19 protein-coding genes are annotated in these 21,469 nt (G+C 70.9%); 14 read left to right on the top strand and 5 right to left on the bottom strand.

Translation table 11 applies throughout. From position 1 onward, the window contains the following. Positions 1-314 precede the first annotated feature (314 nt). Positions 315-1,466, top strand: coding sequence for a S8 family serine peptidase (locus OG588_RS10115; RefSeq protein WP_405946988.1), 1,152 nt, complete (start codon positions 315-317; stop codon positions 1,464-1,466). A 54-nt stretch (positions 1,467-1,520) separates the two neighbouring features. Continuing rightward, complete coding sequence (locus OG588_RS10110) at positions 1,521-2,066, top strand: hypothetical protein (RefSeq protein ID WP_405946987.1); 546 nt, start codon at positions 1,521-1,523, stop codon at positions 2,064-2,066. A gap of 37 nt (positions 2,067-2,103) precedes the next feature. On the opposite strand, the gene OG588_RS10105 is transcribed toward OG588_RS10110, so the two are convergent. From OG588_RS10105 to hmgA, 3 genes are read right to left on the bottom strand one after another with little or no spacing between them, the layout of a single operon-like run. Beyond that, positions 2,104-3,270, bottom strand: coding sequence for a type ISP restriction/modification enzyme (locus tag OG588_RS10105; protein WP_405946986.1), 1,167 nt, complete (start codon positions 3,268-3,270; stop codon positions 2,104-2,106). 12 nt (positions 3,271-3,282) lie between these two features. Then, a complete protein-coding gene (locus OG588_RS10100; RefSeq protein WP_405946985.1) occupies positions 3,283-4,035 on the bottom strand; it encodes a GntR family transcriptional regulator in 753 nt (250 codons plus the stop codon). Between the two features lie 27 nt (positions 4,036-4,062). Then, positions 4,063-5,379, bottom strand: a complete 1,317-nt coding sequence (gene hmgA / locus OG588_RS10095; protein ID WP_405946984.1) for a homogentisate 1,2-dioxygenase — start codon at positions 5,377-5,379, stop codon at positions 4,063-4,065. A 183-nt stretch (positions 5,380-5,562) separates the two neighbouring features. On the opposite strand from hmgA, the gene OG588_RS10090 reads away from it, so the two are divergent. The 11 genes from OG588_RS10090 to OG588_RS10040 all read left to right on the top strand — a co-directional run bounded on the left by OG588_RS10090 (position 5,563) and on the right by OG588_RS10040 (position 18,510). Further along, a complete protein-coding gene (locus OG588_RS10090; RefSeq protein ID WP_405946983.1) occupies positions 5,563-6,132 on the top strand; it encodes a hypothetical protein in 570 nt (189 codons plus the stop codon). A gap of 64 nt (positions 6,133-6,196) precedes the next feature. Continuing rightward, positions 6,197-6,814 carry a TetR/AcrR family transcriptional regulator gene (locus tag OG588_RS10085; RefSeq protein ID WP_019059207.1) on the top strand — a complete coding sequence of 206 codons (618 nt, stop codon included), beginning with the start codon at positions 6,197-6,199 and terminating at the stop codon, positions 6,812-6,814. A 300-nt stretch (positions 6,815-7,114) separates the two neighbouring features. Continuing rightward, on the top strand, positions 7,115-9,355 hold the full coding sequence (locus OG588_RS10080; protein ID WP_405946982.1) for a molybdopterin oxidoreductase family protein: 2,241 nt from the start codon (positions 7,115-7,117) through the stop codon (positions 9,353-9,355). Between the two features lie 122 nt (positions 9,356-9,477). After that, entirely contained in the window at positions 9,478-10,920 is a 1,443-nt protein-coding gene (locus tag OG588_RS10075) for a CitMHS family transporter (RefSeq protein WP_405946981.1), read from the top strand. 38 nt (positions 10,921-10,958) lie between these two features. Then, complete coding sequence (locus tag OG588_RS10070; protein WP_405946980.1) at positions 10,959-12,197, top strand: MFS transporter; 1,239 nt, start codon at positions 10,959-10,961, stop codon at positions 12,195-12,197. Between the two features lie 112 nt (positions 12,198-12,309). Continuing rightward, positions 12,310-12,939: a hypothetical protein gene (locus tag OG588_RS10065; protein ID WP_405946979.1), complete on the top strand. Its 630-nt coding sequence runs from the start codon at positions 12,310-12,312 to the stop codon at positions 12,937-12,939. Positions 12,940-12,948: 9 nt separating this feature from the next. Further along, positions 12,949-13,917, top strand: coding sequence for a class F sortase (locus OG588_RS10060; protein ID WP_405946978.1), 969 nt, complete (start codon positions 12,949-12,951; stop codon positions 13,915-13,917). A gap of 174 nt (positions 13,918-14,091) precedes the next feature. Next, positions 14,092-15,426 (top strand): ABC transporter ATP-binding protein, encoded by a 1,335-nt coding sequence (locus OG588_RS10055; RefSeq protein WP_405946977.1) that lies wholly within the window; start codon positions 14,092-14,094, stop codon positions 15,424-15,426. Positions 15,427-15,446: 20 nt separating this feature from the next. Then, positions 15,447-15,899, top strand: coding sequence for a DUF3574 domain-containing protein (locus tag OG588_RS10050; protein WP_405946976.1), 453 nt, complete (start codon positions 15,447-15,449; stop codon positions 15,897-15,899). A 120-nt stretch (positions 15,900-16,019) separates the two neighbouring features. After that, a complete protein-coding gene (locus OG588_RS10045) occupies positions 16,020-17,408 on the top strand; it encodes an aldehyde dehydrogenase family protein (protein ID WP_405946975.1) in 1,389 nt (462 codons plus the stop codon). Positions 17,409-17,427: 19 nt separating this feature from the next. Next, positions 17,428-18,510 carry a Zn-dependent alcohol dehydrogenase gene (locus OG588_RS10040; protein WP_405946974.1) on the top strand — a complete coding sequence of 361 codons (1,083 nt, stop codon included), beginning with the start codon at positions 17,428-17,430 and terminating at the stop codon, positions 18,508-18,510. A 47-nt stretch (positions 18,511-18,557) separates the two neighbouring features. On the opposite strand, the gene OG588_RS10035 is transcribed toward OG588_RS10040, so the two are convergent. After that, positions 18,558-19,505 carry a DMT family transporter gene (locus tag OG588_RS10035; protein ID WP_405946973.1) on the bottom strand — a complete coding sequence of 316 codons (948 nt, stop codon included), beginning with the start codon at positions 19,503-19,505 and terminating at the stop codon, positions 18,558-18,560. Between the two features lie 213 nt (positions 19,506-19,718). On the opposite strand from OG588_RS10035, the gene OG588_RS10030 reads away from it, so the two are divergent. Continuing rightward, the gene (locus OG588_RS10030) at positions 19,719-20,651 is read left to right on the top strand and encodes an acetamidase/formamidase family protein (protein WP_405946972.1); all 933 of its coding nucleotides are present in this window, start codon (positions 19,719-19,721) and stop codon (positions 20,649-20,651) included. A gap of 103 nt (positions 20,652-20,754) precedes the next feature. On the opposite strand, the gene OG588_RS10025 is transcribed toward OG588_RS10030, so the two are convergent. Further along, positions 20,755-21,393, bottom strand: a complete 639-nt coding sequence (locus tag OG588_RS10025; RefSeq protein ID WP_405946971.1) for a TetR/AcrR family transcriptional regulator — start codon at positions 21,391-21,393, stop codon at positions 20,755-20,757. Positions 21,394-21,469 lie beyond the last annotated feature (76 nt).

Genomic DNA, 21,469 nt, shown 5'->3' with positions numbered 1-21,469 from the left:
GTCGCCCGTAACGAACCCGGCACACGTCGAGCGGATATCCAGAAATGACCCACCGCTGTTCTACCCCCCAGAAGAACCACAAGCCCCTTGGGTGCCAGGCCCGGTTGGGGGACCTTCTATCAGTACGGAACCGAAACCGGACAGTCATTCATCTCGTGCCATATCGTCCATATTTCCTCAACACCGACCCGGCATTGATCATTCCGCGAGCATTTCTTTGCTATTCCGAGGGATGTGACGACCCGTTCACGGGAGAAGCTGACTCCCCCGGCGGGGGTCGGGGCTGCATAGCGGACAGGGGACGGTCGGCGGGGATGGGACCACAACGGACCGGCACCCTACGGGCGTTGCTCTACGGCGTGCTGCCGCCGCTGCTCGTGTTGTCGGCGCTGTCCGCGACCGGCGCGTCCGCCCTGCCGGTGGCGGATGTGACGCCGCTCAGTGCCGAATGGCCGCTGGACGCACAGCACTTCGACGCGGTGAAGGTCTGGGGGCTCAGCCGGGGAGCCGGTGTCACCGTGGCGGTGGTCGACAGTGGGGTCGGTGCCAGTCACCCCGACCTCGCCGGGCGGGTGCTGCCGGGTACGGACATCACCCGCCAGGCGGCCAACGGCCAGATCGATGTCTCCGACGACTCGCACGGCACGTCGGTCGCCGGGGTCATCGCGGCAACCGGCGGCACCGGGCACGGCATGGCAGGGCTGGCCCCCGCATCGTCGATCCTGCCTGTCCGGATCAGTACCGACGGCGCCGCGGATCCGCTCGCGCTCGCCGAGGGCATCGTCTACGCGGCTCGGCACGGAGCCAAGGTCATCAATATCTCGATGACCACCGACGTGGCCGACCCGCAACTCCGCGACGCCGTCCGCTACGCGGTCGCGCACGACATCGTCGTGGTGGCGGCAGCGGGCAACGACGGGCGGGCGGGGAATCAGGTCAGTTATCCGGCCGCGTTTCCCGGGGTCGTCGCCGTTTCCGGAACAACCAGGGAGAGCGCATTCTGGCCGACCAGTGAATCGGGCTCGTACATATCCCTGGCCGCTCCGGCAGTCGGCATCTATTCGACGAACAACAGCGGCGGCTATCTCACCAAGGACGGAACAAGCTATTCCGCTCCTTATGTCTCCGCCACCGCCGCACTGCTACGCGCCGCTTTTCCTGCGGAGAGCGCCGGGCAGATCATCGCCCGGCTCATCACCACCGCCGACCGGCCGACCGGCGCGGGAGGCGCCCACGGCCGCGACGACCACCTCGGATACGGCGTCGTCAACCCGCTGAAGGCCCTGCGGGCCCCGGCACCGGCCGCCCGTACCAACCCGCTGATCGCTGCCGTCGGCGGCACGGCGGCCAAGTCCGCACGGCAGAGCGCCGCCACGCCCTGGGCCGTCGGCGGCATCGCCGCCGCGTCGGTGGCGATCGCCGCGGGTGGGCTCGTGGTGCTCCGCCGCCGCCGCCGCACCTCCTGAGCCCGGTGCCCCAGCTCCCGACCCCGCCACCGACCAGCAGCAAGGATCATCGCCATGCCGGTTCCGACCATCGCGCGCCTCGTCGGCGGTGTCCGCAGACGCCCGGTCCTCGTCGGCGGTGGCGCCCTGACCGCCGCCGTCGTCGCAGTGACGCTCTCCGTGCTCCTGTCCGGGAACGACGCCCCGAGCCCCCGGGCGAACAACGTCTCCCGCAACTTCCGTGCCTGCCTGCTCGTCTCCCCGACCAACGCCACCGACGCCGGGCTCGCCCGGGCCGCCTGGCAGGGCATGCAGCAGGCCGCCGCGGCCGGGCACGTCAACGCCCAGCGATTCCCCACGCCGACCATCGACGCCAAGGCCGCACTGCCGTACATCAACGGTGCCGTCCAACAGCACTGCGGTCTGGTCATCGCCGTCGGCGCCGGTATGAAACCAGCCACCGAGGCCGCCGCCACCGCCAACCCGCACCAGCGGTTCGCCCTGGTGGGCGGCGCCTCCAGCCACCCGCGCATCGTGGCCGTCGCGGCGACGGACGGCAGCAAGGGCGTGTCGGCGAAAGTCGAGAGCCTCATCGCGATGCTCACCCCGCCCGACGCTTGACAACCACACCTCCAGCCCTGTCTGTATGGCTTTGGGGCTAGAGCAGTGCGAACTGGCCCTCCGGGCCCTCCTCGTGGTGGTCGAGGACCGATGCGGGGTGGCGCGTCCACTCCGGCACCGGGAGGACGCCCGCCTTGCGCAGCTCCGCCGCCGTGATCTGGTCCGTCACCTCCAACTCCTGCTGCTGTGGGCGCAGTTCCGCCAGCAGCGCCAACACCGTGATCAGCTCCAGCAGTTCCGACGTCCACGTCTGCTGCCAGGTCGTCGGGCGGATCGCCGCCAGGGTGCCCGGGTCGGCTTCCGCCGTACGGGAGTTGAACCACTGTTCCAGTACCCGTACCCCGCTCACCTCGAAGTCCCAGGACTCGGGCGGTACCGGGGAGATGCGGCCCTCGTCGAGGTGCAGGGTCTCCTCGTCGCGGTCGTAGTGGAGGGTGAGGGGGAGGGCCGGCAACGGGGCGCGGACGTACGGGCGTCGGCCGCCGGGGAGTTTGGGGCGGTCGCCGTTGCGGCGCATCAGCCAGAGGATGCGGTGGCCCAACTCGACGCCGCGTGCCCAGAGTTCGGGGTCCCGGGTCAGGGGTACGGCCGGGCCGGGGCGGGCCGTCGTCACCGTCCAGGCGAGGACGTCCGCCGGGGTGGGGGAGTGGCCGAGGCGGGTGGCGAGGTGGGGCAGCAGGCCCGGTGCCAGGTTCGGTTCCTCGGCTGCTGGGCGGCGGTAGAGGGGGCGGACGCGGCCTGGGCGGACCAGCGGGAGGATCGTGGACGCGAGCAGGAGGGGGCCGGAGGTGCCGGGGGCGCCCGGTGTCTCCACCACGAAGATCTGGCGTTCGTCCGCCACCCGCCACAACTCCGGGCGGGCCACGTCGATCAGGCGGTGGTCGGGGATCAGCCACTGCTCGTCGAAGGGGGCGTGCAGGACGCGGATCGGTTCCGGGGAGGGGCCTGTGGCCCGGATGAGTTTCTCCGTGCCGCTGGGCTGGCCGGGGAGTTGGGACACCGCAGAGTGCAGGGTGCGTGAGCGGGTCGGCTCGAACAGGGTTTCCCGGTCGGGGACTTCGGCCTTCACCAGGGCGTCCCAGCGCGCTTTCAGGGTTGCCGGGTCAGGTGCCGTCGGCCACCCCCGGCCGAGCCGGATCGGTGCGACGGACCACGGCATGAGGTCCGCGAGCAGCGGAGCGTCGTCGTGCGTCACGCTGGGCATCGTACGACGACGTCAGTTCGCGGAGTCGAGGGTGACCGAGAAGGAGAAACGGTCGCCCCGGTAGTGGATGACTGCCACGTCCAGGACTCTGCCCTGTGTGTCGTAGGTGATGCCCGTGTAGTGCAGGATCGGGCTGAGGAGCGGGACTTGGAGGAGGCGGGCGGTCTCCGGGTCGGCGAGGCGGGCCGCCACCGTGTCCGTGATGCGGCTGATGTCCGCGCCGACGACGTCGCGCAGCACCTTGGTCATCGGCCAGCGGATCAGGTCGTCCAGGTCGAGGCGGGCGGCGAGTTCGGGGCGGATGTGGTTGCGGGCGTGGTTGGTGGGCTCGCCGGTCTTCTCGTCGCTGCGGAGGCGGTGGTACGTCGCCACCTCGGGCAAGTCCGGGAAGTACTCGGTGAGTTCGGGCGGCACCGGCGCCTTGCCGTGGTCGAGGAGTTCCGTCGTCATGCCGGACTGCTGGGCGACGATCGCGTCCACCGAGCCCAACAGCCGTACGGGAGTGGCCCGCTGGACGTCCGGCTCGATGAACGTGCCCCGGCGACGGTGCCGGGTGATCAGCCCCTCGTCCTCCAACTCCTTCAGCGCCTGCCGCATGGTGAGCACGCTGACGCCGTAGTGCCCCGCGAGTTGCTCCTCCGTGGGCAGCCGCAACGGGTCCCGGGGTGAGCGGCCGAGTATCGAGGCGCGCAGCGACTGCGACACCTGGTACCAGAGCGGCAGCTTGCGGTTCAGGACGATCGAGTCCGGAGCGAAGGAGGTCACGGGGCCATCCGTACCGGTAGGGGATCGTCAGGGCAAGGGGCGGAAGTGACGTTGAAGGCCCTGCCACACCTCGTCGTAGCCCTGCTGGAGGTGATCGGCGTGTGCCGCCTGGGCCGTCGCCGTCACCGGCCAGCGGGTCTCGAACATGAACGCCAGGCCGTCGTCGATCTTCTGCGGGCGCAGTTCGGCGGCGCTGGCACGGTCGAAGGTCTCCCGGTCCGGGCCGTGCGCCGACATCATGTTGTGCAGTGAGCCACCGCCCGGCACGAACCCCTCGGCCTTCGCGTCGTAGGCGCCCTCGATGAGGCCCATGTACTCGCTCATCACGTTCCGGTGGAAGTACGGCGGCCGGAACGTGTCCTCGCCCACCAGCCAGCGCGGCGCGAAGACCACGAAGTCCACACCGGCCAGACCCGGGGTGTCCGACGGCGACGTCAGCACCGTGAAGATCGACGGGTCCGGGTGGTCGTAGGAGATGGAGCCGAGCACATTGAATCGGCGCAGGTCATAGGTGTACGGCACATGGTTGCCGTGCCAGGCGACAACATCGAGGGGCGAGTGGTCGTAGGTCGCCGTCCAGAGGTTGCCACAGAACTTGTTCACCACCTCGACCGGGCCCTCGACGTCCTCGTACGCGGCGACCGGCGCGCGGAAGTCCCGGGCGTTGGCGAGGCCGTTGGCGCCGATCGGGCCGAGGTCGGGGAGTTGGAAGGGCGCCCCATAGTTCTCGCACACATATCCGCGGGCTGAAGCATCCAGTAGCTCCACACGGAAGCGCACCCCACGAGGGATCAGCGCCACATGTCCCGGCTCCACATGGAGGAGCCCGAACTCCGTGCGCAGCAGCAGCCCGCCGCGCTCGGGGACGATCAGCAGCTCGCCGTCCGCGTCGCTGAAGACACGGTCCATGGAGGCGTCGGCGTGGTAGAGGTGCACGGCCATGCCGGTGCGCTGGGTCGCGTCGCCGTTGCCGCCCAGGGTCCACAGGCCGGCCAGGAAGTCGGTGCCGGGCGCGGGGTCGGGGAGCGGGTTCCAGCGCAGGCGGTTCGGGTCGGGCACCGTCTCCGTGAAGGGCGCCGTAAGGATCGAGCCGTTGTCGGCTCGGGTGAACGCAGGGTGCGCGGCCGAGGGGCGGACGCGATACAGCCACGAGCGGCGGTTGTGCGCCCTCGGCTCGGTGAACGCCGTACCGCTGAGCTGCTCGGCGTAGAGGCCGAGCGGTGCGCGCTGCGGGGCGTTGCGGCCCTCGGGCAGGGCGCCCGGCACCGCCTCCGAGCTGTGTTCGTTGCCGAAACCGGTGAGGTGGGTCAGCCCCTCGGCGGTCTTGCGTGCGTCCCCGCTCATGCCTGCTCCCTGCCGTCTGATTCCTATGTATCACCGTAGGATTGCGGTTTCGCGGGCGCAAGAGGACGGGGAGGGGGCGGCCGGAAAGAATGAGGGGTGCGGCCGGAAAATCCGACTCACGGAGACCAAGAACCAGCCTCCAGGGGGATCCGGCTGTCGGACCGTTGTTCTACTCTCCCCCGCATGTCGTGGTCGCGCGCACTTCTCACCGCGCTCGCGGTCTGTGCCCTGCTGCTGGCCGGATCGGCGGGCTGCGGCTCCGGTGATACCCAGGGGCGGAAGGGCGAGGGGGTGTCGCCGTCGCCGGTGGGCAAGGTCCTCGACGACACCGACGAGCAGGGCCGGCACTACCGCGAGGTGGGCAAGAAGGGCGCGCCGGAGGTCGGCATCGAGGTGGAGCCCGACGCCGCCGAGGACAGCTGGGACGTCACGCTGACCGTGCACGACTTCCGCTTCTCGCCCGCCGGCGCGAAGTCGGTCGCGGTCGCCGGCCGGGGAACCGTCCGCCTCCTCGTCGACGGCCGCACCGTCGCGCGCCTCCGCGTCCCCGAGTACCGCCTCGCCGGCGACCTCGTCCAGCACGGCACCCACCACGTCACCGCGCGCCTCTACGCCGACGACGGCACCGTGTGGGCCGTGCACGGCAAACCGGTGGAGAGTACGGCGGACATCACGGCGTCTGTGGCGCAGGCCACGCCCGACGGCAGCAAGGTCCCCAGCTCCAGCTCCACGTCGGCGCAGGGGTCGAAATGAGTGCTACGGACACCCAGTTCCGTACTCAGGTACGAGCTTCACCTGACCGCGACGGAAAGGCATGATGAAGCCCGTGCCCCACACGACATCGCTCCGGCGTGCGCCCGTGCAGCGGCGGAGCGCCGAACGGCTGACCAGGATTCTCGACGCCTGCGCCGACCTGCTCGACGAGGTCGGCTACGACGCGCTGAGCACCCGGGCGGTGGCGCTGCGCGCCGGTGTCCCCATCGGCTCGGTCTACCGCTTCTTCGGGAACAAGCGCGCGATGGCCGACGCGCTGGCCCAGCGCAACCTGGAGCGCTACACGGAGCGGGTCACCGAGCGACTCAAGGAGTCGGGTGCCGAGGGCTGGCGGACGGCGGTGGACGCCGTCCTGGACGAGTACCTCGCGATGAAGCGCACCGCGCCCGGCTTCTCCCTCGTCGACTTCGGCAACCAGATCCCCATCGGCTCGGGCCACGCGGAACCCAACATCCGCGTCGCCGACCGCCTCACCGACCTCCTCTCCGGCTACCTCGCCCGCGAGCCCGACGAAGACCTCCGCCGCACCTTCCTCATCGCCGTCGAGACCGCCGACGCCCTCGTCCACCTGGCGTTCCGGGTCGCGCCGGAGGGTGACGAGAAGGTCATCGGGGAGACGCGGGAGTTGTTGCGGGCGTATCTGGCACGCGTGTTGGACTGACCTGCGGTCCGGGCGCCGGGTGGCGCTCCGCGGGTATCGAGCGGGTCTTGGGCTGCCTGCTTGCCTGCCCCGCACGGGGGTGCTGGACCGACCTCCGGTCGGGCGGTTGGCTCTCGGCGGGTACCGGGCGGGGTTCGGGCGCTGTGTGCCGGGCGCCCGTCCGCCCTTCCGGCCGAGCCCCCGCCACCCGCCCCCCCACCCCCGCAGGTTTCCGACCTCACCCCCGTCGCCCCCTCGCCACCCCCCATACCGCTCGGTATGCTCGCCGCCAAGAGGCAACGTCGCCCATGGGAGGCCCTCGTGTCCCGCACCGCCCTGCGCATCTGCCCCCTGTGCGAAGCCACCTGCGGGCTGATGCTCACCATCGAGGGCACCCGGGTCACCGGCGCCCGAGGCGATCGCGACGATGTGTTCAGCCGGGGGTTCATCTGTCCCAAGGGCGCCTCCTTCGGTGCTGTCGACGGAGACCCCGACCGGCTGCGCGGCCCCCTCGTGCGGCGGGACGGCGAGTTGCGCGAGGCCAGCTGGGAAGAGGCGTTCGACGCGGTCGCCGCCGGCCTGCGCCCGATCGTCGAGCGGTACGGCCCGCACGCCGTCGGTGTCGTCCTCGGCAACCCCAACGTGCACACCATGGCCGGCGCCCTCTACCCCCAGGTCCTGCTCGGCGCCCTCGGCACCCGCAGCGTCTTCACCGCGTCCACGGTCGACCAGATGCCCAAACACGTCTCCTGCGGCCTGCTCTACGGCGACGCCAACGCGATCCCGGTACCGGACCTCGACCACACCGACCACCTCCTCCTCATCGGCGCCAACCCCCTTGAGTCCAACGGGAGTCTGTGCACCGCACCCGACTTCCCCGGCAAGCTCAAGGCGCTCAAGGCCCGCGGCGGCACCCTCACCGTCATCGACCCGCGCCGCACCCGCACCGCCAAGCTCGCCGACCGCCACATCGCGGTCCGCCCCGGCACCGACGCCCTGCTGCTCGCCGCGATGACCTACGTTCTTTTCGACGAACACCTCGTGGAACTGGGCGAGTTGGCCCCGCACGTGGAGGGCGTCGAGGAACTCCGCGCGGCCGTACGGGACTTCACCCCGGAAGCCGTGGCCGGCGCCTGTGACGTGGGCGCCGACGAGATCCGCGCCCTTGCCCGCGAACTCGCCGCCGCCCCAACTGCCGCCGTGTACGGCCGTATCGGCAGCTGCACCGTCCCGCACGGCACCCTGGCCAGCTGGCTCGTCGACGTCCTCAACATCCTCACCGGTAACCTCGACCGGCCCGGCGGTGCCCTCTTCCCGCGGGCCGCCACCGACCGGACACCTCGGCCCGCCGGACCGGGGCGCGGCTTCGAGCTCGGGCGCTGGCACTCACGGGTGAGTCAATACCCGGAGGCGAAAGGGGAGTTGCCGCTCTCCGCGCTCGCCGAGGAGATCGACACCGCGACCGCCGAGGGCGAACCGATCCGCGCCCTCATCGTCGCCGCCGCCAACCCCGTGCTCTCCGCACCGGACGGCGCCCGCCTCGACAAAGCCCTCGGCTCACTGGACTTCATGGTCAGCGTCGACCCGTACCTCAACGAGACCGCGCGCCACGCCGACGTAGTACTGCCGCCGCCCCCGCCCTCCCAAAGCCCGCACCACGACTTCGCGTTCAACACCCTCGCCGTCCGCAACCAGGTCCGCTACACCCGCCCCGCGATCCCGCTGGAGCCCGGCCGGATGGCCGAGACCGAGATCTTCGCCCGGTTGATCCTCGCCGCGAGCGGCATGCACGGCGCCGACCCGGCCGCCGTCGACACGATGGTCATCGACCAGACCCTCGGCAAGGCCGTCACGGACCCCAACTCGCCCGTCCACGGCCGCGATCCGCACGAGGTCGCCGCCCAACTCGTCGGCGACACCGGCCCTGAGCGACGGCTGGACATGATGCTGCGCCTGGGCCCGTACGGCGACGGCTTCGGCGTACGACCCGACGGGCTCACCCTCCAACAACTCCTCGCGCACCCGCACGGCATCGACCTGGGCCCGCTCGCCTCCCGCCTGCCGCAGCCGCTCAAGACCCGCAGCGGCAAGGTCGAACTGCTCCCGCAGCCGATCGTCGACGACCTGCCCCGGCTCCGGCAGGCGATGAGCGACCGAGCCGACGGGCTGGTCCTCATCGGCCGTCGGCATCTGCGCTCCAACAACAGCTGGATGCACAACGTGCCCGCCCTCACCGGCGGCACCAACCGCTGCACCCTGCACATCCACCCCGAGGACGCCGAGCGCCTCGGCGTGGTCGACGGGGCGCCGGTGCGGGTGAAGGGTGCCGGGGGAGAGGTGACCGCCCCCGCCGAGATCACGGACGCCCTGCGCCGGGGTGTGGTGAGCCTCCCGCACGGCTGGGGCCACGACCGTCCCGGCACCCGGCTCAGCCACGCCGCCGCCGATCCGGGCGTCAACGTGAACCAGCTGCTCGACGGCAGTCAGCTCGACCCGCTGTCGGGCAACGCGGTGCTCAACGGAGTGCCCGTGGAGGTCGCCGCGCTCACCACACCGCTGTGACCTGGACTTTTGCGCTTATTGCTCGCGCGTCAACATCTTGTTAACGGAGCTTTGCGCGACCTAACGTCGTCGGACCGCCGCCCCTGGTGGGAGTTCAAAGGCGAACGTTAGGTGTTCCACTCATGCTGACCATCCTCGGCTTCACCATGATCGCGACCTTCCTGGTCCTGATCATGCTGAAGAAGATGTCGCCGATCGCGGCGCTCGTGCTGATACCGGCGCTGTTCTGCGTCTTCGTCGGAAAGGGCGGCAAGCTCGGCGACTACGTCATCGACGGCGTCACCAGCCTCGCGCCCACCGCGGCGATGCTCATGTTCGCGATCGTCTACTTCGGCGTGATGATCGACGTGGGTCTCTTCGATCCGATCGTGCGAGGGATCCTCAAGTTCTGCAAGGCGGATCCGCTGCGCATCGTGGTCGGCACGGCGGTCCTCGCCGCGATCGTCTCCCTGGACGGCGACGGCTCGACCACCTTCATGATCACGGTCTCGGCGATGTACCCGCTGTACAAGCGCCTGAAGATGAGCCTCGTCGTGATGACCGGCGTCGCCGCGATGGCCAACGGCGTGATGAACACGCTCCCTTGGGGCGGCCCCACCGCCCGCGCCGCGACCGCCCTCAAGGTCAGCGCCAGCGACATCTTCGTCCCGATGATCCCGGCGCTCGCCGTGGGCATGCTGGCCGTCCTCGTCCTCTCGTACGTCCTCGGCCGCCGCGAGCGCAAGCGGCTCGGCGTGCTGACGCTGGACGAGGTGCTCGTGGAGGAGCCCGCCGAGTCGGAGACGGTCCTCGTGGGCGCCGGCACGGGCAAGGGTGCGGAGAAGGGCACCGGCGGTTCGGGCGTCGGCAACGACCTCAAGGGCAACGGCAGTTCGGGCTCCGGCACGGACGCGGACGCCGAACTCCCCGACGAGGACGACGGTTTCCAGGGACTCGACCCCAACAGGGCGACCCTGCGCCCCAAGCTCTACTGGTTCAACGCGCTGCTCACGGTCACTCTGCTCACCGCCATGATCATGGAGTGGCTGCCGATCCCGGTCCTCTTCCTGCTCGGCGCCGCCCTCGCCCTGACCGTCAACTTCCCCCACATGCCCGACCAGAAGGCCCGCCTCGGCGCCCACGCGGAGAACGTCCTCAACGTCTCCGGCATGGTCTTCGCCGCCGCCGTTTTCACCGGCGTGCTCCAAGGCACGGGAATGGTCGACCACATGGCGACCTGGCTGGTCGACAACATCCCCGACGGCATGGGCCCGCACATGGCCTTCGTCACCGGCGTGCTCAGCATCCCGCTCACGTACTTCATGTCGAACGACGGCTTCTACTTCGGCATCCTCCCGGTGCTCGCCGAGGCCGGCAACGCCCACGGCGTCTCGACCCTGGAGATCGCCCGCGCCTCGCTCGTCGGTCAACCGCTGCACATGTCCAGCCCGTTGGTGCCCGCCGTGTACGTTCTGGTCGGCATGGCCAAGGTCGAGTTCGGCGACCACACCAGGTTCGTCGTCAAGTGGGCCGCCCTGACATCGCTCGTCGTCCTCGGGGCAGGAATCCTCTTCGGCATCATCTGACCCGGCATCATTCGACCCACGGGACAAGGGACTTCGTCATGGCGCCCGGCAGGAACCGCGGCTGGCTGCTCCGCCTCGTCATCGCCTTCAGCTTCACGCAGGGAGCGGTGTCGATGGCCCGCCCCGCCGTCTCCTACCGGGCCCTCGCACTCGGCGCCGACGAGCGGGCGATCGGCGTCATCGCGGGCGTGTACGCGCTGCTCCCGCTGTTCGCCGCTGTACCGCTCGGCCGCCGCACCGACCACGGCCGCTGCGCACCCCTGCTGCCCGTCGGCGTGGTCCTGATCTCCGGCGGCTGCGCGCTCAGCGGACTCGCCAACTCCCTCTGGGCGATGGCGATGTGGAGCGGCGTGATGGGCCTCGGCCATCTCTGCTTCGTGATCGGCGCCCAGTCGCTCGTGGCCCGCCAGTCCGCCCCGCACGAACAGGACCGCAACTTCGGCCACTTCACCATCGGCGCCTCCCTCGGCCAGCTCATCGGCCCCATCGCCGCGGGCGCCCTGATCGGCGGCTCCGACATGGCCGGCAGCAGCGCGCTCGCCCTCCTCGTCGCGGGCGCGGGCGCCGCCGTATCGTTCACGTCCCTGTGGCGCATCGAGGACCGTACGACCGTCAAGTCCCGTACGGAGCAAGGCGATCGCGTGCCCATGCAGAGCATCCTGGGCGCCCGGGGCGTACCCGCGGGCATCTTCATCAGCCTCTCCGTGCTCTCCGCGACCGACATCCTCACCGCCTACCTCCCGGTGGTCGGCGAGCACCGCGGTATCGCACCCTCGGTCATCGGCGTCCTGCTCAGCATCCGCGCGGCGGCCACCATCGCGTGTCGACTGGTCCTGACCCCGCTGCTCCAACTGCTGGGCCGCGCAGCCCTGTTGACCGCGACCTGCCTCCTGGCGGGCGTCCTGTGCGCGGGCATCGCCCTGCCGCTCCCGGTCTGGGCCATCGGCCTGATGCTCGCGATCCTGGGCTTCTGCCTGGGCGTCGGCCAGCCTCTCTCCATGACGACGGTCGTCCAGGCCGCCCCCGACGACGCCCGCTCCACCGCCCTCGCCCTACGGCTCACCGGCAACCGCCTCGGCCAGGTCGCCGCGCCCGCCGGCGCCGGTCTCGTCGCCGGAGTCGCGGGTGTGGCCGCGCCGTTCGTGATGCTCGGTGCGCTGCTGGTGCTGTCGGCGGGGGTCGCGCTGCGCTCACCGGGCCGATCGTCCGAGGGGCGTGCGGCTTCCGGCGGGGTGCGGCGGGCCGGTCCGTCCTTGAGCCGGAAGAGCGACATCTAGCGATATCTGACGGTGCGTACGGCGCTGCGCACACGTTCGCCGGGCCGGACGTGAAAAGGAATCAGGTTAAGGAGTAATTCGTACGATAATCACCTGATTCGGAGGGCTGTTCATGCCGACCTCATTCCTGCCCCGTAGAGCCGCCGCCTGGGCGGTTCTCGCCGCCGCGGCAACCGTCGTCTGCGGTGCGCCCGCCGCCGTCGCCGCCCCCGGTGACAACGGAGACGTCAAGATCCACGAGGTGGGCACGCCCTTCACCGACGAGCGCAACCAGCCGAAGGTCTGCGACTTCTACCTCGACGCGTTCAACTTCGACACGGTTCAAGAGGTCACCTGGTCCATCGAGACGCAGCCGTCGATCCCGGGCGGCGCGACCCGTTCCGGCTCCATCACGCTCACGACCGGTACCGGCCATACCATGCCCGTCGCGCAGCTGCCGAACGGCATGTACAAGCTGACCTGGAACTTCGTCGGCGAGAACGGCAACGGCAAGCACAAGGTCTTCCAGGTCGACTGCCCGTCGCCGCCGCCCGGTGGCAGTACCGGCGGCACCACCGGGGGCGGCACCGGTGGTACCGGCGGCGGTACGGGCGGTCCCAATGGCGGTCCGCCCGCAGGTGGTGGCGGGCTGGCCCGGGACGCGGCCCTGTCCCCGCTCGCCGGTGCCGCCGCGGTGGGCCTGACCGCGGTCGGCGGGGTGGTCTGGTTCCGGCTGCGCCGCCGCCCCCACGGCGCGTCCTGAGCGGATGCGATGAACTCCAGCGCCGCTCCGCGCCCCACCGGGGCGCGGAGCGCTGACCCCACGCGCCCGCGCCACGGGCCGCGACCGGTCACGGACGGTCGGCGGCCCGCCGGTCGCACCTCCCGCGAGGCACCCGGCCGCACCATCACGCGCACGGTGCGGCGCCGCCCGCCCTGGTACCGGACGCGCGCCTACCGGCTCATCCGGACCCTCGTGCTGGCCGTCGTGGTGATGGTCGGCGGTGCCCGCTGCGCCGGCGGCGCGGACACTTCCGACCTGGTCCGGGCGGCTCCGTCGGCCAAGGACACTTCCGGTTCGACCCGGGCGGCTCCGTCGGACAAAGGCACCTCCGGTCCGACCCGGACGGCTCCGGCGACCCCGGACAACCGTACGGACGCGCGCGGCGGCCAACAGCCGTCCCCCGCACGCCCCGTGGTTCCCCCCGGCCGCCCCGCACACCCCGTGGCCCGCCCCGCCCGCCCGGCACCCTCGCCCCGCCCCCTCCCGGGCTCCCGCGCGACCGCCCTCGCCATCCCCTACCTCGATGTCGACGCCCCGGTCATGCCCCTCCGCCTCGGCCACGACCGCCGGATGTCCGCGCCGCCGGACGACGACCCGAAGCGGGTGGGCTGGTACGCGGACGGACCCGCCCCGGGCGAGCAGGGCACCGCCGTCGCCGTCGGTCATCTCGACACCATGACCGGTCCCGCCGTCTTCGCCGGCCTCGACGAACTGAAGCCCGGCCGCCTGATCGAGGTCCGGCGTGCCGACGGCAGGACCGCCGTCTACGCGGTCGACGCGGTGAAGACGTACGAGAAGGCGCACTTCCCCGACCGGGAGGTGTACGGGGCCCGGGGCCGCCCCGAGTTGCGGCTCATCACCTGCGGTGGCAGCTACGACCGCAGGACCGGCTACGCGAGCAACACCGTCGTCTTCGCGCATCTCACCGCGATCCGGGAGCGCGCCCGAACTGGCTGAAGATGACCGTCCGTTTTCTCACCACCCGGACCGAACCGCCCGATCCCGTCCCGTCTCTTCCCCCGGGTGCGCACATTCCGTTAGCTTCCGTGACTCACAAGCCTCGTACGACCCGTGCGAGGTGTCCGGACCGCGGAGCACCGTCGCCCAAGTGAGCCCCCGGGGGCACTCGTCATGACACGCGCCATCTCCCTGCACGACGTGAGCAAGGCCTACGCGCGAGGCCCCCGCGTGGTGGACCGGTTGTCGCTGGACATCGCGCCGGGGGAGTTCCTCGTCCTGCTCGGGCCGTCCGGGTGCGGCAAGTCGACCGTGCTGAGAATGATCGCCGGCCTGGAGCAGATCACCGAGGGAGAATTAAGACTCGACGGCGAGTACGCCAACGAACTCGCCCCCTCCGAACGGGACATGGCGATGGTCTTCCAGAACTTCGCCCTCTACCCGAGCATGACCAGCCGCGACAACATCGGCTTCCCGCTGCGCATCGAGACCCCCGGCGAGGACCCCCGCGCCCGCGTGGACGCCACCGCCCGCATGCTGGGCATCGAGGACCTCCTGGAACGCTTCCCCAGCCAGCTCTCCGGCGGCGAACGCCAGCGTGTCGCCATGGGCCGGGCCATAGCCCGCCACCCTTCCGCGTTCCTGATGGACGAGCCGCTCTCCAACCTCGACGCCAAACTCCGCAACCACCTGCGCGCCGAAATCTCCTCCCTCACCCGCAAGTTGGGCGTCACCACGGTCTACGTCACCCACGACCAGGCCGAGGCCATGTCCCTCGGCGACCGGGTCGCCGTCCTGCGCGGCGGGGTCCTCCAGCAGGTCGGCACCCCGCGCTCGGTGTACGCCCTGCCCCGCAACGTCTTCGTCGCCGCCTTCATCGGCACCCCGCGCATCAACCTCCTGCGCGGCCTGGTCCGGGCCCCGTTGGACGGCGCGATGACCATCAGCCTCGGCAAGCAGTACCTACGGCTGCCCGAACCCCTGTGCCTGGACCACCAGTTGCTCCGCGTCCAGCAGGGCCGCGAGGTCATCGTCGGCCTGCGCTCCGAGGCCATCCGCATCGCCAAGCCGGCCGCCGCCCGCCCCGGCGAGGTGGTGATCAGCGGCCTCGTAGAGCACGTGGAGTTCCAGGGCCACGAGGTCCTCGTCCACTTCAACACCGGTTCCCGGCCCGCCGTCGTACCGGAGTTGGAGGCCCCGCGCCCCGCCCGCCCGGCCAGGCGCCGCCGACGCGAGGGCGGTGTCATCGGCCGGCTGCGGGAACGCGCGGGCGTCCTGCGCGCCGGACCGGTCGTCACCCTGGACCACGCGGCCGACGCCGAGCCCGACCTCGTGCCGCCCGAGGGTCGTCTCCCCGGCGACCTCGTCGTCCGCACCACTCCGGACATCGAACTCCGGCACGGTATGCAGGTCCCGCTCCTCGTCGACATCGCCCACCTGTTCGTCTTCGACCAGCACGGCGAACGGATCTCCCCGGCCCCGGCACGGCTGCCCGACCTGGACGAGTGACGCCCGGTACGGATAGGCGCATGACCCTGCACTTCACCCGAAACCGGGCAGCCCTCGCGACCGCCGGCCTCCTCCTCGCCGCCGCGGCCCCCACCGCCTACGCCGGCCTCGACACGGAGACCGTTCCCGCGCCGACGCGCGGAACGCCGTACGTCGAGACGCAGCTCTTCTTCGGTACCGAGCGGCCGGACGGTGGACCGGCCGTCACCGACCGGCAGTTCATGGCCTTCGTCGACAAGGAGGTCACGCCCGACTTCCCGAACGGGCTCACCGTGCAGAACGGGCGCGGGCAGTGGCGGGACGCCAACGGGAAGATCGAGAAGGAGCGGTCGTACGAGCTGATCCTGCTGTATCCGGTGACGGCGGCCGGTGCGAACGACCGGAAGATCGAGGGGGTCCGGCGGGCGTATGAGAAGGCGTTCGCGCAGGAGGCGGTGGGTCGGGTGGACGACCGGACCCGGGCCGACTTCTGAGGTGATCGGCGGCTATGGCTTGATGCGGCGGGGCGCTTGTGCCCCGGGTCTCTGGCGCCGGAAAACTAACGCCGCTAGTTTGTGAGGCGGACGACGACGTCACGCCCGGGAGGCAGCACGATGAAGGCACACGACGGCATGTACATCGACGGCGCCTGGCGCCCTGCCGCGAGCGGGGAGGCCATCGACGTGGTGAACCCGGTCGACGAGCAGGTGATCGACCGCGTCCCGGCCGGTACCGCTGCCGATGTCGACACCGCCGTACGGGCCGCCCGTGCCGCGCTCCCGGGCTGGGCCGCGACCTTGCCCGCCGAACGCGCCGCCCAACTCGCCGCACTGCGGGATGTGTTGGTGACCCGCAAGGACGAGATCGCCGAGACGGTCACCGCCGAACTGGGCTCACCGCTCGCCTTCTCGCAGGCCGTCCACGCGGGCGTGCCGATCGCGGTGGCGGGCTCCTACGCCGAACTCGCCGCGACCCACGCCTTCGAGGAGAAGGTCGGCAACTCGACGGTCTACCAGGAACCCATCGGCGTGGTCGGCGCGATCACCCCCTGGAACTACCCCCTGCACCAGATCGTCGCCAAGGTCGCCCCGGCCCTCGCCGCAGGCTGCACGGTGGTGCTCAAGCCCGCCGAAGACACCCCGCTCACCGCCCAGTTGTTCGCCGAGGCGGTCGACGAGGCGGGCATCCCGGCCGGTGTCTTCAACCTCGTCACCGGCCTCGGCCCGATCGCCGGACAGGCCCTCGCCGAGCACCCGGGCGTCGACCTGGTCTCCTTCACCGGCTCGACGGCGGTGGGCCGCCGGATCGGCGCGACGGCGGGTGCCGCGGTGAAGAAGGTCGCCCTCGAACTCGGCGGCAAGTCCGCCAACGTCATCCTCCCGAGCGCCGACCTCGCCAAGGCCGTCAACGTCGGCGTCGCCAACGTGATGTCCAACTCCGGCCAGACATGCAGCGCTTGGACCCGCATGCTGGTCCACCGCGACCAGTACGACGAGGCCGTGGAACTGGCCGTGACGGCCGCCGCCAAGTACGGCTCCCGCATCGGCCCGGTGGTGAACGCCAAGCAGCAGGCCAGGGTGCGGAGTTACATCGAGAAGGGCGTGGCGGAGGGCGCGCGACTGGTGGCGGGTGGCCCCGAATCCCCGTCCCCGCAGGGCTATTTCATCAGCCCGACCGTCTTCGCCGACGTCACCCCCGACATGACGATCGCCCAGGAGGAGATCTTCGGCCCGGTCCTCTCCATCCTCCGCTACGACGACGAGGACGACGCCGTGCGCATCGCCAACGGCACGGTCTACGGCCTCGCGGGCGCGGTGTGGGCCGGGGAGGAGGCCGAAGCGGTCGCGTTCGCGCGGAGGTTGGAGACCGGGCAGGTGGACATCAACGGCGGGCGCTTCAACCCCCGTGCCCCGTTCGGGGGTTACAAGCAGTCGGGTGTCGGCAGGGAACTCGGGGCGCACGGGCTGTCCGAGTACCTCCAGACCAAGTCCCTGCAGTTCTAGACCCCTTAGGAGGCCTCACATGGTCCGCGCCGCCGTACTGCCCGCCGTGGGCGCTCCGTTGGAGATCGCCGAGATCGACCTCCCGGGCCCCGGCCCCGGCCAGGTCCGCATTCGCCTCGCAGCCGCCGGGGTCTGCCACTCCGACCTGTCCCTGACCAACGGCACCATGCGCGTGCCGGTCCCGGCGGTCCTGGGCCACGAGGGTGCCGGCACGGTCGTAGCCGTGGGGGAGGGCGTCACGCACGTCTCACCCGGCGCCCCGGTCATCCTCAACTGGGCCCCGTCCTGCGGCACGTGCCATGCCTGCACCCTCGGTGAGGTCTGGCTCTGTGCCAACGCCCTCAACGGCGCCGCCGACGTCTACGCCCACCGCAGCTCCGACGGCGGCGACCTGCACCCCGGCCTGAACGTGGCCGCCTTCGCCGAGGAGACGGTCGTATCGGCGTCCTGTGTCCTGCCGCTCCCGGAGGGCATCCCCCTCACCGACGCGGCCCTCCTCGGCTGCGCGGTCCTCACCGGCTACGGCGCGATCCACCACTCGGCGCGGGTCCGGGAGGGCGAGACGGTGGCGGTCTTCGGCGTCGGCGGGGTGGGCCTGTCGACCCTCCAGTCGGCCCGGATCGCGGGCGCCACGACGATCGTCGCCGTCGATGTCTCCCCGGAGAAGGAGGAGTTGGCGCGCGCGGCCGGAGCGACGCAGTATGTGGTCGCCTCCGAGAACACGGCCCGCGAGATCCGCGCGCTCACGGGCAAACAGGGCGTCGACGTCGCCGTGGAGTGCGTGGGCCGCGCGGTCACCATCCGCACCGCCTGGGAGTCCACCCGCAGAGGTGGACGTACGACAGTCGTAGGCATCGGCGGCAAGGACCAACAGGTCACCTTCAACGCCCTCGAACTCTTCCACTGGGGACGGACGTTGAGCGGCTGCGTCTACGGCAACTCCGACCCGGCGAAGGACGTCCCGGTACTCGCCGAACACGTCCGGGCCGGACGCCTGGACCTGGGCGCGCTGGTGACGGAACGGATCGCGCTGGAGGGGATCCCGGCGGCGTTCGAGAACATGGTGGCGGGGAAGGGCGGACGGGCGCTGGTCATCTTCTGACCGGCGCCTTGCCCGCAGCACCGTCGGCTCAGGCCGAACACCCTTGCCTACGGCACCTGTTCGGGCTGTGGCTCATCCGTGGCCGCAGCCCGCTTCGCCCTGGCCCTCGCCTTCGCGCCCGGCCGCGACCGCGACACCGCCACGCCCGCCAGACACAGCACGCCACCCCCCAGCGTGAGCAGCCCCGGCACCTCGCCGAGCGCCAGCCACGACATCAGGACGACCAGCGCGGGCACCGCGTACGTGGTCGCGCCCATCTTGCTGGCGGTCGTACGGGCGAGGGCGTACGCCCAGGTGGTGAAGGCGAGGGCGGTCGGGAAGACGCCCAGGTAGACCATGTTGAGGGTGGCGGAGAGGGGCGCGTCGCCGGCCTGCCCGACAAGCTGCCCGGCGAACGGCAGACACATCACGGCCCCGACGAGACACCCGAACGTCGTCACCTGGAGCGCGCTCGCCCGGGCCAGGGCCGGCTTCTGGGCGACGACCCCACCGGCGTACGCGACCGCGGCGAACAGACACAGCACCACACCGAGCACGGACGAACCCCCGTCGCCCGACATCGAAAGACCCACGGTCACCGCACCCGCGAACGACACCGCCATCCCCGCCAGCAGCCGCGGCGGCATCGCGTCACCGAGCAGCCGCGAGCCGAGCAGGGCGATGAGGATCGGCCCGATGTTCACGACGAGGGCGGCGGTACCGGCGTCGACCTGCTGCTCGCCCCAGTTCAGGACGACCATGTAGAACCCGAACCACAGCACGCCCGAGATCGCGATCCCCCGCCACGCGGACCGCGGCGGCACCCCTTCCCGCCGTACGAGAGAGATCACCCCCAGCGCCAACGCCCCGCTCGCCAGCCGCCCCAGCGCCAGCGCGCCCGGTGAGTAGGCGGACCCCGCGCTCCGGATGGACACGAAGGCGGAGGCCCACAGCACGACGGTGACGACAGCGGCCGCGGCGGCTGCCCGTTCGGTACGGCGCGGGGGTGTGGTCATGCGTCCGAGACTAGGCGGCGACAGGACCACACCGCTGGCGGAAATCGGACGTGATCGTCGGGGGATGTGTGCGATGCCTATGAGGTCGATTTTATTGCCTATGAGGCTTGACGACGGACCCGGCCGACGGGCAGAGTCCGAAACATGCGCCCTACGTGTCGCCGCTACGCGCCGCTACGCGCCGACACGTACCGACAGGTGAGGACGGGTCCGATGAGCCATCACTCCGTACCGAAGAAAGTGCATCGCCTGTGGTCGCCGGACCACGAGCCCGTGCTGGAGGTCGAGGACGGCGACACGGTGTCGTTCGACCTCACCGAGGCCACGGACGGACAGTTCGACCCGACGTCGACGGTCGAGGCGGTGGCCGGTTTCGACTGGGACCGGGTCTATCCGCTCGCCGGACCCATCCTGGTCAAGGACGCCGAGCCGGGCGACGTCCTGGAGGTGGAGTTCCTGGAGCTGAGGTCGGTCGACTGGGGCTGGACGGCCGTACTCCCCGGACTCGGCCTGCTCACCGAGGACTTCCCCGACGCACACCTCCACCTCTGGGACCTGACCACCGGAGACACGGCCAACTTCCTCGACGTGGCCGACATCCCAATCCGCCCTTTCTGTGGGGTAGTTGGAGTCTGCCCGGACGTCACCGAACCCCAAAGCGTCCTCCCGCCGGGCCACTTCGGCGGCAACGTCGACTGCAAGGACCTGGTGGTCGGCACCAAGCTCTACCTCCCGGTCCAGGTCCCCGGCGCCCGCCTCGGCCTCGGTGACCCCCACGCGGCCCAGGGCGACGGCGAGTTGTGCGTCAGCGCGATCGAGGCGTCCCTGTCGGGCACGGCCCGCATCCGCCTGCACAAGGGCCGCCGCATCCCGGCCCCCCAATTCGAGACGACGGGCCCCCTCCACACGGACACCGCCCGAGCCGGCCACTACGCCACGATGGGCGTAGCCCCCGACCTCATGCACGCGGCCCAGGACGCCACCCGAGCCATGATCGACCACCTGGGCACCCGCTACGGCCTAGCCCCGATCGACGCCTACGTCCTGTGCAGCGTCGCCGTGGACCTACGGATCACAGAGGTGGTGGACGCCCCCAACTGGATAGTCTCCGCCCACCTACCCAAGGCAATCCTCCGGGCACGATGAACCAAGGGAGGCGCTGCTCTTTCAGGGGCGCGGGGAACTGCGCACCCAGCCACGACGCACCCGCACCCGGCAAACCACAGAGCCCCCACCCCCACAGCCGCCCCTACCGACCGGTCGCCTCCGAGAACTGCCCGGCCAACCCATCCAGCAACGCAGCAAGCCCCACCTCAAAAGCCCGCTCATCCACCTTCTCCTGCTGCTCGGCAAGAAGATGAGCCTGCCCAAGATGCGGATAGTCCGCAGGGTCGTACGCACTCTCGTCGTCCACAAACCCCCCAGCGAACGACCCCAACGCAGACCCCATGATGAAGTACCGCATCAACGCCCCGATGGACGTGGCCTGCGCCGGAGGCCACCCCGCATCGACCATCCCCCCATACACCGCGTCAGCAAGCCGCAACCCCGCCGGCCGCCGCCCCGGCCCGGTGGCGAGCACCGGCACGATGTTCGGATGATCCCGCAGCGCGGACCGGTACGACACGGCCCAGTCACGCAGCGCCGTACGCCAGTCCCGCCCGTCCGAGAACATCGACAGATCGACCTGCGCGCTCACCGAGTCGGCGACCGCCTCCAGAATCTGGTCCTTCGTGCGGAAGTGGTTGTACAGCGAGGGCCCACTCACCCCCAGCTCCGCGGCGAGCCGACGCGTGGAGGCCGCCGCCAACCCCTCCGCGTCCACCAGCACCCGCGCCGTCTCGACGATCCGGTCGGTGCTGAGGAGGGGCTTGCGCGGTCGGGCCATGGCGCACATAGTAGGGCTGCGAGAGCCAAACTAGCAGTGCTAATTTAAATGTGCAGCAGTCGATGTACGGCCTTCC

This window comes from Streptomyces prunicolor (assembly GCF_045162825.1).
Taxonomy (GTDB): Bacteria; Actinomycetota; Actinomycetes; order Streptomycetales; family Streptomycetaceae; genus Streptomyces; species Streptomyces prunicolor.
The sequence above is the reverse complement of the archived record's forward strand: the minus strand, read 5'-3'. Positions and strand labels throughout refer to the sequence as shown.

What these genes read in the sequence shown, in the direction of transcription:
- OG588_RS10115 (WP_405946988.1), top strand. Translation starts at nt 315, where the DNA reads ATGGGACCACAACGGACCGGCACCCTACGGGCGTTGCTCTACGGCGTG.
- OG588_RS10110 (WP_405946987.1), top strand. Translation starts at nt 1,521, where the DNA reads ATGCCGGTTCCGACCATCGCGCGCCTCGTCGGCGGTGTCCGCAGACGC.
- OG588_RS10105 (WP_405946986.1), bottom strand. Translation starts at nt 3,270, where the DNA reads ATGCCCAGCGTGACGCACGACGACGCTCCGCTGCTCGCGGACCTCATG.
- hmgA (WP_405946984.1), bottom strand. Translation starts at nt 5,379, where the DNA reads ATGAGCGGGGACGCACGCAAGACCGCCGAGGGGCTGACCCACCTCACC.
- OG588_RS10090 (WP_405946983.1), top strand. Translation starts at nt 5,563, where the DNA reads ATGTCGTGGTCGCGCGCACTTCTCACCGCGCTCGCGGTCTGTGCCCTG.
- OG588_RS10085 (WP_019059207.1), top strand. Translation starts at nt 6,197, where the DNA reads ATGAAGCCCGTGCCCCACACGACATCGCTCCGGCGTGCGCCCGTGCAG.
- OG588_RS10075 (WP_405946981.1), top strand. Translation starts at nt 9,478, where the DNA reads ATGCTGACCATCCTCGGCTTCACCATGATCGCGACCTTCCTGGTCCTG.
- OG588_RS10070 (WP_405946980.1), top strand. Translation starts at nt 10,959, where the DNA reads ATGGCGCCCGGCAGGAACCGCGGCTGGCTGCTCCGCCTCGTCATCGCC.
- OG588_RS10065 (WP_405946979.1), top strand. Translation starts at nt 12,310, where the DNA reads ATGCCGACCTCATTCCTGCCCCGTAGAGCCGCCGCCTGGGCGGTTCTC.
- OG588_RS10060 (WP_405946978.1), top strand. Translation starts at nt 12,949, where the DNA reads ATGAACTCCAGCGCCGCTCCGCGCCCCACCGGGGCGCGGAGCGCTGAC.
- OG588_RS10055 (WP_405946977.1), top strand. Translation starts at nt 14,092, where the DNA reads ATGACACGCGCCATCTCCCTGCACGACGTGAGCAAGGCCTACGCGCGA.
- OG588_RS10050 (WP_405946976.1), top strand. Translation starts at nt 15,447, where the DNA reads ATGACCCTGCACTTCACCCGAAACCGGGCAGCCCTCGCGACCGCCGGC.
- OG588_RS10045 (WP_405946975.1), top strand. Translation starts at nt 16,020, where the DNA reads ATGAAGGCACACGACGGCATGTACATCGACGGCGCCTGGCGCCCTGCC.
- OG588_RS10040 (WP_405946974.1), top strand. Translation starts at nt 17,428, where the DNA reads ATGGTCCGCGCCGCCGTACTGCCCGCCGTGGGCGCTCCGTTGGAGATC.
- OG588_RS10035 (WP_405946973.1), bottom strand. Translation starts at nt 19,505, where the DNA reads ATGACCACACCCCCGCGCCGTACCGAACGGGCAGCCGCCGCGGCCGCT.
- OG588_RS10030 (WP_405946972.1), top strand. Translation starts at nt 19,719, where the DNA reads ATGAGCCATCACTCCGTACCGAAGAAAGTGCATCGCCTGTGGTCGCCG.
- OG588_RS10025 (WP_405946971.1), bottom strand. Translation starts at nt 21,393, where the DNA reads ATGGCCCGACCGCGCAAGCCCCTCCTCAGCACCGACCGGATCGTCGAG.